Origin of the sequence: Photobacterium sp. Ph5 (genome assembly GCF_022129445.1) — a bacterium.
Lineage (GTDB): Bacteria > Pseudomonadota > Gammaproteobacteria > Enterobacterales > Vibrionaceae > Photobacterium.
The window spans coordinates 10996-24534 of sequence record NZ_JADQAQ010000043.1 but is presented as its reverse complement, the minus strand read 5'-3'; the positions used below and the strand labels follow the sequence as shown (position 1 = coordinate 24534).

3 protein-coding genes are annotated in these 13539 nt (G+C 42.0%); all 3 read left to right on the top strand.

Features of this window, described 5'->3' with window-relative positions; genetic code table 11:
• The first annotated feature begins 146 nt into the window (after positions 1-146).
• Genes I3259_RS15475 through I3259_RS15465 form a run of 3 tightly spaced genes read left to right on the top strand, consistent with a single transcriptional unit; the run spans position 147 to position 13486 of the window.
• Positions 147-9989, top strand: coding sequence for a type I secretion C-terminal target domain-containing protein (locus tag I3259_RS15475; protein WP_238030449.1), 9843 nt, complete (start codon positions 147-149; stop codon positions 9987-9989).
• Between the two features lie 7 nt (positions 9990-9996).
• Complete coding sequence (locus I3259_RS15470; RefSeq protein WP_238030447.1) at positions 9997-12177, top strand: type I secretion system permease/ATPase; 2181 nt, start codon at positions 9997-9999, stop codon at positions 12175-12177.
• A complete protein-coding gene (locus tag I3259_RS15465; protein ID WP_238030446.1) occupies positions 12167-13486 on the top strand; it encodes an HlyD family type I secretion periplasmic adaptor subunit in 1320 nt (439 codons plus the stop codon). Before I3259_RS15470 ends, I3259_RS15465 begins: the two co-directional genes overlap by 11 nt.
• Positions 13487-13539 lie beyond the last annotated feature (53 nt).

The following is a 13539-nucleotide window of genomic DNA, read 5'->3' as shown; positions in this document are numbered from 1 at the left end:
AAAAACAATGTTAGTAACACTGTTTTGTAAATTTAATGTTCATTCTAACTATTGCTCTCTAATATAGATTGATGTTGCGAGATTGTGCATTGGATTTAAAACATGCTCGCAATACTTTTCCACAATAATAAATATAGGGGCCAAGGATGAAGCCAATCATGTATGTCGTTGTTGAAGGCGTGATCTGGAAAATAACAGCTGAAGGTGAATGGATACAAATTCCTCCATCAGAGATCATCGATAATTCTATCCCGTTCATCTCAGAAAAAGTACAAGTTAACGACATCATAAAAACAAAAAATAACGAAGATGATGATGTTGTTGACTTTATAGCTTCAGATACTGCACCTCGCCATACGCAAAACTCATCTGAGCCAAATATCAATACTAGTGATCTGTCTAGTGACAGCGCATCTTATATTACTCGTATTCAAGCGACATTAGCAGAAACGTTACCTGAAGCAGGCTTCAACACCCGACCAACAACATCAATTGCTGAAAATAATAATGACGAGCCAGGAAGAAACATTCCACCATTACGCAATACCGCAGCACTAACTGTCACCATTGTTGATGGTGGCGACGGCTACGAAAACCGTTTTGAAGTCCCTACCGTTGATCTATTCGGTGATGCCATCGATGTTGAAGATGGTCGTATCGTTGTTGTTACTATCACAGATATTAATGGCAAAGTATTTACTACAAGTGCTGTTGTTAAAGATCAGAAGTGGGTCATTAACGATCAAGATTTAACTGAACTCGCTGAAGGTCAGTTAGATGTTTATGCCTCCGTCACTGACTACTATGGCAATTTTGTTGATGCCACAGATGACACCATTAAAGATACCTTGGCTGAAATTACTGCAGAGTTTGATGGCAAAGGTGATGATTATCTCAACCAATTTGAAATTGCTGTTAGTGATTTATTAGGCGATATCACCTTTGTTGAAAATAACCAACCAGTGACGATTACCGTCACCGATAGCCAAGGTAACACCATCACCTTTGAAACGACTAACACTGATGGCGCTTGGAACATTAGCGCAACAGATCTATCCTCGTTAGCCGAAGGCGAACTCACTGTTATTGCAAAAACGATTGATATTGCAGGTAACCCTGCCTCTGCCACCAGCACCATTATTAAAGATACTCTTGCAAGTATTACGGCAAATTTTGACGGTAAGGGCGATGAATACCTTAACCGTGTTGAAATCCCTGTGACTGACCTTTTTGGCTCGGTATCTAATGTTGAAAATGGTCAGACAGTCACAATTAAAATTACCGATAGCAACGGCTTAGAAAAATCGTTAGAAACCACCGTGATTGATGGCAAATGGACAATCGAAGATGCCGACTTAACTGATTTAGCCGAAGGTGAACTTACTATTTTGGCTGAAACTGTTGATATTGCGGGTAATCCAGCTTCAGCGACCAACACCATCATAAAAGACACATTGGCAGACATTAACGCCAATTTTGATGGTAAAGGCGATGAATACCTCAACCGTTTTGAAATTCCTGTCACCGATTTATTTGGTACTGTCGAAAACGTAGAAGATGGACAACCCGTTACCATTACCATTACAGATAGCAACGGAGTAGAAAAGACCTACACCACCACCATCATTAATGGTACATGGACAATTGATGATGCTGACTTAACCGCGCTTGCCGAAGGTGAACTCACAGTCATTGCTGATACGATTGATATTGCCGGCAACACAATCTCAGCCACTGATACCATTATCAAAGATACCCTTGCCGACATTAGCGCTAACTTTGAAGGTAACGGTGATGAATATTTAAATGAAGCTGAAATTGCCGCTAAAACCAAGTTGTTTGGTGATATCGACTTTGTTGAAAATAATCAGAAGGTTGACGTCACTGTCACCGATAAAGATGGAAAAACCCTTTCTTTCACCACTACCGTTGTTAATGGCGCATGGGTTATTGAGGATGCAGATTTAGCCACATTGGCTGATGGTGAGCTAACCATTACTGCAGAAACCAAGGATATTGCAGGCAACCCTGCTATTGCCACCGATACCATAATGAAAGATACCTCAGCATTATCTATTGATATCGTCACCGATAATTACGAGCTGGGTGGTTTAAATATTGTTGCCCTAAAAAATGGCGATATTAATTTCCTTGAAGGTACCACAACGGGCACTCAGGCTGGTGATAAGATTGAAGTCACTTTCAGTGATGGCATTGAGACAATTGTCTTAACAACTACCGTTGATAGTGCAGGAAATTGGCGTATCGAAGATTTCGATCTTAACCAACTTAACGTACTAAAAACATGGGAAATGTCAGCGACGGTTACCGATACTGCCGGTAATACGGCGATGGATGACATGCCGACATTAACTCGTCCTAGCGATATGCTGTTCCTTGAAAATATTTTAGAGACTCAGCCATCGACACAAGCCACAGCAACTATCAATATCGAATTTGCTGAATTTACTTTCAATGCGAATCAAACAGCATTAGAGCAACTTACTTCTAATGGAAATCCAATTACCGTTACCATTTCATCTGATGGCTTAACATTGGTTGCCAAAAGTGGTTCAAAGACAGTCATTACTGCCATTATCGACCAATCAGATCAAACGATAAAAGTAACACTTTTTGCTCCCATTGACGCCAAGCCAGGAGAAAATGGAACACCAAGCGAGATTCTGGTTGATGGCATTCAGACCGATACGGACGGCACCAAAGAAACCGTTGTTGCGCCCGCTCTAATTTATATCCGTGATTCAGAGCCTGATATTTTAGATGACAATAGCAGTGTGATTGAAGGCAATATCACTTCCGGCAATGTACTCAATAATGACAGTGATCTTGATGCCCCACTCTCCGTGGTTCGCGTTACCGTACACGGTGAAAGCAAAATTCTCACCAGTGGTTCGGCAACATTTGATCTGCCTGAAGGTACTTTAACCATTCAACAAAATGGTCACTGGATTTTTACCGCCAATCGTAATCTCGACCATAGCTCAGGTGATATTAACTTAGTGGTTAGTTACATTGCGGGCGATAAAGATTATGACTATGGCAGTGCCGATCTCACCATTACCATCAAAGATGGCGAAGCCAATACCATTATCAATAACCATGACAGTAACGTTGAAGGGCTAATTTCTAATCCAACAGATACCTTTACGGGTGACTTTACGATTAAAGCTGGATCAGATAATCCGGATCCTAATAGCATTACATTTAACGCCCAGACAATTGCAGCACTAACAGCATTAAAGATTCAATCTGGCGATACTTATCACTACATTGAATACACACTAAGTAGCGATGGAAAAACCATTACAGCAACATCTGGCGGAGAAACCATCTTCACCTTAACTCTAACAGGTGCTGCCAATGGTGATGATGTAACAGGGACAGTAACCTTAGTTCAACATCGTCCGTTAAATCACACTAATGCCAGTGATGTGATCAAATTACCACTGCTCATTGATGCTACCGATCTTGATGGCACTAAAACCCCAACTGGACAATTTGATTGGTATATCCAAGACGGTGCGGATCCTAAATTAATCGTAAATCAAGAGCTGGCATTTGATGAATCCAACCTATCAGACAAGCCGATTTCAAAAACCGGCACTATTGATGTTGTTGTTGGCAGTGATGGCTTAGATGGCACACTTACACAAAGCCCATTATTTTTTGATCAAACACAGCGACCATCAGGATTAACTAGCGGCGGCGATATTATTACTTACACCGTTACTGGTACAGGTCAGATGATTGAAGCATGGGTCAATGGTGAAAAAGTTTTTGATATTGCCATTACACAAATACCAGATGCTGAAGGTAACTCGACGGTTGAGTACACCTTTAACTTGTATAAATCTATCGACCAAACCGATCCGAGTGGCATTGAAACCATTACTATTCCAGTCTTTATTCGTGATAACGATGGCGACGTTAACCAAACCAATATCACTGTCACTATTGCCGATGGTGACACACCAATAATTACTGATACCACATTAGAAATTACCGAAAACCCAATTGCTGTAGCACCAGATGCGCCACCCGCTGGCATTACAGAAACAGCAAGCTCAACAATTTCTGTTACCGCAGGGCAAGATCCCATTGTTGATTTGCAACTGGCTCTAACAGGCGCAGTTAAAACCAGTGATGGTGATGCAATCACCCATAATGGCGAAGCGCTGACGTGGAAGTTCGATGGTAGTAATAATTATGATGCTATTTTAGCTGACGGTACGGTGATCTTTTCCATCAACCTTTCAGACATTGGCATCATCGCTGCTGGTGGCAATGCAGATGCAACCATTACCATTGTGCTGAATGGCTTTATCGATCACCTCAATGGTAAAGATACTAAGCTCGATATCACCCTTCCCGTTCAAGCGACCGATAGTGATGGCAGTATCGGCACCTCTAATGTAACGGTCACGATTTGGGACGGTTTAAAGCCAAAAATCGACGTTAATGGCAGCTTAAATGTCCAAGAAAATGATTTATTAGATGATGGTGTAGACAGCGATGCCTCAAATGCAGCAACACCAACACTGAGCTTTAATACTGGCAGTGATGATGTGGTATCAGTCACCTTAGATACCGACTTATTTAACAGCAAAAATTACACCAGTGCAGGCGATAAAATCACCCTCGGCGCACCTAATGCTGATGGTTGGTATATCGCAACCGCTGCGGGTAAAGCAGTATTCCAAATCAAAGTTAATCTTGATGGTACAGTGCAATTTGATCTATTTGCGCCAATTGACCACCCAGATGCCACATCGCAAGATACGCTAAAACTCGAGTTTGGTGCGATCCTGACTGACAGTGATGGTGATACCTCTCCTACCGCTATATTCGACGTTAACGTAACCGATGATATCCCACTCGCAGGCGATGATGGCACCCTAACCTTGGTCGAAGGACAAGAACAAACCTTACAACTACTAACTGACACCATAACAGGTGCTGACGGTGGTGAAATTATCAGCTTTGTTTACAACGGTACCACTTACACTGTCGACGGTAATCCCATAGATTTGATCAATACGACGGTCACGCCTTCGAAAAAATACGGCACCATGACTGTACATGCAGATGGCACGGTTGAAATTACCACTTTTGCTACCACTGAAGCTGATGGGCAGATTGTTGATAACCTCACATACACAGTCAAAGATGGTGACGGTGATACCGCTGATCGCACGGCAAAACTGGTCTTAGGCGATAACCCAGGCCACATCAAAGTAGAGCTAATGGAAGTGCTAGAAGATACTCGCACAGCACCACTTTCAATTAAAGTATTCCCTGGTGATGAAGATCAGAATGAAACTCTTACCAGCATCACCATTAGTGAAAGCTCACTAGCAGGTGGACAGCTTTACCTTAATGGCACATTACTCACTGCAGTCGGCGGTGTAATCACAATTACTGATTTTATTAAAGATGGTAATTTCTATTCACCAAACGGTGAACTTACCTATCAACCAGCACTTGATGCAGCGATCAATCTACAAGGTATGGTGAACCTTGAAATTACCGCTACTATTTCAACTAATACTACCGATAAAACCTTAAATAAAAACTTACCTATTAAAGTATATCCAAACGCCGATGCGCCAGTTTGGGATGATACAAAAGACTACGAATACACTGGCGTTGAGGATGATAACGGCAGTATTAAACTCGATATTGCCGCAAACCTTACCGATACAGAAGGATCTAGCGATACTTCAATCGAACATTCTGAAAAACTAACATACCGTATATCTGGTATTCCAGATGGCATTACATTGAAACTCAATGGCAATGTCGTCAAAGACGGTGATGTGTTAAATCAAAACCAACTAAATAAAGTCACTGTCGTTTCAGATAAAAACCTTGCAGGTAAATTTGAATTTACCGTAACCGCTATTGCGACCGAAAAAGGTAATCAGTTCATTGATAAAAATGAACATAAAACCGAAGAAACACCACATCAAATTATCATTAATATCAAACCAGACGCCGATGCACCGACGCTATCTGTGAAAAATATTAAAGGTATTGAAGATCAGCCAATTAATTTAAGCCAAGTGCTTATCGGTAAGCTCACCGATACCGATGGTTCAGAAAGTTTAAGCTATCACATCAAAGTACAAGATGGTTGGTCAATTCAAGGCGGTGGTGCTGTTGAGCAACCAGTTGGTTCTGGCATTTATATCGTAAGTACCGAAGCAATTGAAAGTGGTGCCGCCCTACTTTATCCAAAAGAAGATATAAGCTCGTGGACAGAAACGCTGACCATTGAAGTAACAGCGGTATCAACCGAAACCTCCGTTGATGGACTTGATCCCGTTAATGTTACAGCGGTGAGTGATACCAAAACCATTACCATTGATTTAACAGGTGTGATTGATCGTCCTGATGTTGCAGATGGTGGCAATGGTCATTGGGAATATGTTGCTGTTAGCACAGATAATTCTACTGGCTTTAAAGGCACAATCAAAGGTACATCAGGCTTTAACGAAGATAGCCCATTACCGTTAGATTTCATGATCACCACCAGTGATGATGATAAATCGGAAGAGATCACCATTATGATCACCAACCTTCCGGATGGAGTCATTTTCGTTGATAGCAGTGGCAATCCGATCACATTAGAGATCGTAGGTGAAAGCGCATCGACAGGTGTGATCTACCAGATCACCAACGATCAACTTAAAACCACCTTCTTACAAACAACTAAAGACTTCAGTGGTCAACTTAACTTTGATGTTAACGTTGTCTCTACCGAGCCTGATGGCGACAGCGGCGAATTCAACTACAAAGTAGAAATTGATGTACTGCCTGTAGTGGATGAAAAAGACGGCGCAGTACTCGAAACCATCGGTACTGAAGATAAGCATGCAAGTTTCTTAGTTGAGCCTGTGATCAATAAAGATATCGATCACAGTGAGAGTTTAACAGGCTATAAGATCACCGGATTACCTGCAGGATTAACACTATTTATTGATGGTGCTGCAGTGTCTGTACCTTCTGGTGGATTAGATCTAGCTAACTATAAAGGTGCTGAATCATGGGCAGAATTCATTAACAGTGGTCGTGTAACTGTACTTGCAGATGAAGATTTAAGTGGCTTATTTACTATTTCAATCAGCTACGAAGTCACTGACACCTCACCAACAGGACAAACCTCAGCAAAAGATATTAACGCAACAATTCAGCTTGATGTCGCTGGTATTGTCGAAAACGACACCCGTTTAGAATCAACATCGGAAGTTCTCACCAGCACTGATGCCAGCCCTATTGATTTAACCAATGCGGTTCACTTTATTGATGAAGATCTTGATGGCTCTGAATATCTTGATTACATCATTATCGTTATTCCTGATGGCATTAACTTAATCGTTGAACATCCAAATGGCGCTTCCATTGACGGTAGTGGTAACTGGATCATTCCGGCAACAGGGCTAACGAGCGATAGCGTAAAAGAGGCGATGAAAGATATCTTAGCAGGGGCAACCATTAGCTCTAGCTTTGATACTGACATCATCGATCTGCGTGTGATTGCTCACGTTATTGATGACGAACATTCACGTTACATCGAAGCCCCACTTCAAATCCAAATTACGGGTCACAGTGGCGGTGGTTCATGTCTACCAATTGACGATCCTGACAATATCCAAAGTGGCGATATTACTGCCAAAGAAGGTGAAGATATTGATTTATCAGGGCTACTTGATGGCAATATTGATGATAATCCTGAAATCGAATTATCTTTCTTTATCAGCGTAAGAGACTTACCTGAAGGTGTGGAAATTGAGGGTGATGGCGTTATCCCTGAATACAATGCCATCGGTGAAATTTTAGGTTACACCATTACACCAAGTGGTCTAGAAAATATGGTCTTTGTTGGGCTAGATGAAGACTGGGCTGGATGCTTAACTTTTCCTATTGAGATCACTCAGACATCCACTTGTAATGGTCAATCGTCCAAAACAACGCAGAATATCAAGATTGAAGTTATCCCAGTTGTCGATGACATCATTGTGAATGCTGGACAAACCACGATTCAGGAAGATACCGAATCTGCTATCAACTTAGAATTAATCTTAGGTGATAATATTTTCGCAGGGCAAACCATCAGCGGTGAAGGTGAATCAGCTACAGGTAAAGAAACCATTAACTGGCTTAAAATTACTTTACCAGCTGGGGCAAAACTTGATGGCGATGCTTCAATTCTACAAGACAACGGTGATGGCAGCTGGACGATTAAAGATCCAACCCGTTTAGGTGAATTAACCCTAACACCACCACTTAACTTCAGTGGTGAATTAACCATTAATGTTGAAGCGAATATCACTGATGAAGCTGATTGCCCAACCCAAACTGATACTCAAACCAAAACGGCATCGGTGATAATCAACGTTGCTCCAGTAACTGATTTTGCAAAAATGCCAGATCAAATCGAAGTCCTCGGTGATGAAGATAGTTATATTCACATTACTGGACTCGATGCGATTTTATTTGATGATGATGGTTCAGAAAGCATTTCGCTAAATATTTCAGGTCTACCTAATGGGGCTGTACTGTTCTTTTCACCTGATGGCGGCAATAGCTTTATTCAGCTACCCAATAACGGTCTATCATGGAACTTTGAACCAAGCTTGATGGATAAAATTTATATCCGCCCACCACTGGATTTTAGTGGTGATATGAAGCTAAAACTAGAAGCCATCACCAACGAAATTGGTACCAACGACATTAAAACATCCACTACAGATCTGATTGTTGGTGTTAAACCTATTGGTGATGATGTCCAGTTCTTTGATGTACCAGAAAACCTTGCTGGAACTGAAGGTGATAGTTTCACGATTCCGGTGAATCTAGAAAGCTATGAAACAAACAGTGATGAAGCATTACGACTCACAGTAACGATCAGTGCCGCTGATCCTGCTCAGTTACAAGGGTTAGATAAAATCGTTATTGGCGGACAAGAAGTTACCTTTGGGCAAAAAGGAAATAATTGGTTTGCTACAGTCGTCATTAATGCCAATACACTGGATGAATTCACACTTTATCCTGGTGACGCTTATGGCGATATGACGATCACCTTAGAAGCCAATACTGTTGATACAAATATCGTATTAGGCACTGAGTACACTCATGAAGGTGTTATCGCTACCGAAGAGATAAAATTGACTATTGATGCACTGCCTGATGAGCCAGAATTAACGGCGCAATACACTAGCATTATTGCCGAAACAAATTCAGCGATCGCCTTAAATCTTGATCTCATAATGCAAAACCCAGCCCCTAATGAAAAAGGTACTATCATGATCACAGGCTTTCCTAGTGATTATGTTTTCTCTGCGGGTAAAGCTAACGCTGGCGGTTGGGAAGTCGAACTTGCTGATATTGCCAACCTCACCATGACAGGCAATAGCGCACAAGATTTCACCTTAACAATTGAGCCAAGTGCCAGCATCGGCAACCAAACCGCAACGGGAACTGCGCAAACCATCGATTTCAAAATCGCAGAGGCTGGTGACAATACCTTAGTAGGTACAGCCAATGACGATTTGATTATCGGTGGAGAAGGCAACGATGAAATTATTGGAGGTAAAGGTGACGATATAATGTCCGGTGATGCGGGCAATGACAGCTTCGCCTTTAAATCAGACGATCTCGGTACAAGCGCTGCGCCAGCACAAGATACTATTTTAGATTTCGATACCACAATTAATAGCGACAACATCGACTTAAGCGCTATTTTATCAAATGTAACTGATGGTATTTCAGCCGATAACTATATTGATATTACTGAAAATAACGGTTCCGTCACATTACATGTTAAAGATAATGGTACAGATGTTACACAAGAGATAACGTTAGAGAATGTAAGTAAAGATGCACTTTATGGTGCTGATACGAGTTCTGCAACGGATGCAGAGCTTCTTCAAAAAATGATAGATGATAATAATCTAATTACTGGCTAGGGATGGTATGAGTAGTAAAAATCCGCCGTTAGATAATGACATCTGGCTCGCCTCTATTTTGTGGCTATGCCAGCATTACAGCATTCGCTGTCATCGTCTAAAAGTCACCACAGGTTTACCCTTAATAAAGGGTAAACTTGATGATTCTCTGTTTGAACGTGCAGCCAACCAAGCTCAGTTGGACGTTGGCTTACACCCGAAAAATAAGCTAACCACTGCAAGTCTACCAGCCGTTGGGATTACCAAGGCTGGCACGCCGATCATTATCAGTGAATACACTGATGGTGTATTTAAAACCGTCCAGTTTCAAATCAATGATGGGCACGCACCAACGCCTGTTGTTTCTCAGCAATCAGGTGATGAATTAACACATCAGCTCAGCGGCGATATCTGGCAAGTTTCCCCAATGCAAATGGCTGATCCTCGGGTGGATGACATTAAACCAAAACCGAAAAAACACTGGTTGCGTGCAGCGATTTCAGAAGTAAAACCTTGGTATCGTGATCTGCTTATTGCCTCTGTTTTTATCAACCTACTCGCTCTCGTTGTACCGTTATTTACCATGAACGTTTACGATCGCGTGGTGCCAAACCAAGCCTTTAATACCTTATGGGTATTATCGGCTGGGGTATCAATTGCGTTGGTGTTTGATTGGCTTTTACGCGAGGCACGAAGCGCTATCACCGATATGGCTGGTCATCATATTGATACCAAACTATCAGCTATTTTGATGCAAAAAGTATTGGGGATGAAACTTGAACACCGTCCCCAATCAGCCGCTGCATTTGCGCGTCAAATTCAAGATTTTGACAGTGTGCGAGAGTTTTTCACTTCAGTCACTTTAGTTACCCTGGTAGATTTACCCTTCACCCTGTTCTTCCTTGCATTAATCGGCTGGTTAGGCGGCCCTATGATGTTTGTTCCTATTGCCGTGATGATTGTGCTACTACTTATCAGCACGATTATGAAAGGTAAGATCGGTCAAACATTAGATGAATCCGCTCGCTTATCAACCCAGAAACAAACCCAACTGTTAGATAGCTTATATAACCTTTCTGATATCAAACAAAACAATGCAGAGGGCATTATCCAACGCCGTTGGGAACAAACCGTCTCTGCGCTGTCGGATTGGCACATTAAGTCCCGTAAATACACCAACGTCGTCTCTCATTCAGTGATGAGTAGTCAGCAGCTCGTTACCATTGGCTTGATTATCATTGGCGTTTACCGCATTTCTGAAGGCTTACTGAGTATGGGTGGCTTAATTGCTATTGTAATGCTGAGTGGGCGTGCTGCCAGTTCAATCAACCAGTTATCTATGTTAATGCTGCGCTACCAACAAAGCCGCTCTGCTATTACAGGGCTTGATCAAGTGATGGCATTACCGCAAGAAAGTAATGAACATCAGGTCATGGATCGTGGTGAATTTAACGGTAATGTACAGCTAGATGATGCGAACTTCGCCTATCCTGAACAACAGTTTAACGCCCTTAGCAATATCAAATTAACCATTAGCCAAGGTGAACGTGTGGGTATTATCGGGGCTGCCGGTTCGGGTAAATCAACCCTATTAGCCCTACTTTCCTATCAATATCGTCCAAGTTCAGGACAATTGTATTTTGAAGGTATTGATGCCCAGTTATGGCCGCCTGCCGCCCTTCGTAACAATATCGGTTGGGTTGGACAGCAACCAGCGCTTATCTACGGCACTATTTATGAAAACATCTTATTTGGCTGTGATGAAGTTGATGAAAAACGCCTAAGTCATGCTATTACCACCTCAGGCTTAAACGGCTTTATGGATCGCCTAGCTAATGGCTTAGAAACTCAAGTCGGTGAAAATGGACGTAACTTATCCGGAGGTCAATGCCAAGCTGTGGCACTGGCTCGCGCTTTATACCGTGACCCAAGTTTATTACTGATGGATGAACCCACTAGCGCTCTAGATCAACAAGCAGAAGAGCGTTTCCGTCAGGCATTACATCGTCTACCACGTGATATCACTATGGTGATCAGCTCTCACCGTCAATCTATTTTGGCGCAATGCGATCGTATTATCGTGTTAGAACGTGGGAAAATTGTCGCGGATGGTGATGCGAAATCTATTCTCGCCAAACAGAAACCACAACGTCCAGTTAGTCGTGTTCGCTCCGTCAGCATTGTTCAAGGAGGCGGTAATGAGCAGTAATTTAAAATGGGCAAATCAAAAACATGCTTATCGCTCTCGTAAGATAGTTTGGCTTTGCTCGCTATTAGTAATTTCAATTATCACTTGGGCTGCTTATTCAAAATTAGAAGAAGTGGTCGTGGGTGATGGTAAAGTTGTTCCGACCCTCGCCATTCAAAAAATTCAGAGTTTAGAAGGCGGTATTATTGAACAAGTCTTAGTTAAAGCTGGCGAACAGGTAAAAAAAGGTCAGTCTTTAATTATTTTAGATGACACCCGTTTCCGCACAGCTTTTCAAGAATCTGATGAGCATTTCCGTACTCTACAAGCTCAGATCAAACGTCTGAAAGCCGAATTAGAAACGGTTAAAGTCAACACCAAAGAAAAAGACTGGAAGAAGCAAATCACCATTAATCATCAAGCTATCGACTTTGATGATTTAAGTAAGCGTGCACAACTTAATGCGAAAGCGAACTACAACGAACGTATTAGCCAAATTGAATCACAGCTTGAAGAAGCACAACTCACCATAGAGCAACAAACAGAAGCACTGCGTGATGCCAAAAGTAATACCGCAACCCTTAACAGCAGCCTTCGCTTGGTGAACAAAGAAGCAAGAATGCTCGAAGGTGCGGTAAAACGTGGTGCTGTTGCAGAAGTTGAGTTGATTCAAACACGCCGCGATCAAGTCAAAATACGAGGTGAAATTGCCAGTTCAAAAGTTGCACAGCAAAAAACATCGGCAGCATTACGTGAAGCCATTGTAATGCGTCGTAACCTCGCATTGGAATTTAGAACCTCAGTGCAAGCACAACTTAATGAAGCAACCAATCAATTTGCCCAACTAGAAGATAGCCAAGAGGGGTTAGCCGATCAGCTAAAACGTACTGAAATCACCGCCCCAATGGATGGCACGATCAAAGAAATTTTAGTGCGGTCATTAGGCGGTGTGGTCAAACCTGGTGAACCCATCATGGAGCTGGTACCCAATGACAGCAAATTAATCGTTGAAGCACGAATTTCACCGCAAGATATTGCTTTTGTACAAACAGGATTAGAAGCCACCATTAAATTTACTGCCTATGACTTTGTGGTTTACGGTGGACGTAAAGGCACAGTGACATATGTCAGTGCTGATGCCCTACAAACAGAAGACGGTACCGCCTATTACCGTGCTCATATCCAACTCCATGATGATCCTGATACCCGCCTTCAAGTTATTCCCGGCATGCAAGCCATGGTGGATATCTTAACAGGTGAAAAGACCGTTTTAAGTTACTGGTTAAAACCGTTATTACGCGCTAAAGCCAGTGCATTAAGAGAACCTTAACTAATTTATAACAAATAAATTTTTTGCCGATGAATACGGCATACAGAACAAAA

Excerpts from the sequence above, each read along its gene's own strand:
- I3259_RS15475 (WP_238030449.1), top strand. The coding sequence starts at position 147 with ATGAAGCCAATCATGTATGTCGTTGTTGAAGGCGTGATCTGGAAAATA.
- I3259_RS15470 (WP_238030447.1), top strand. The coding sequence starts at position 9,997 with ATGAGTAGTAAAAATCCGCCGTTAGATAATGACATCTGGCTCGCCTCT.
- I3259_RS15465 (WP_238030446.1), top strand. The coding sequence starts at position 12,167 with ATGAGCAGTAATTTAAAATGGGCAAATCAAAAACATGCTTATCGCTCT.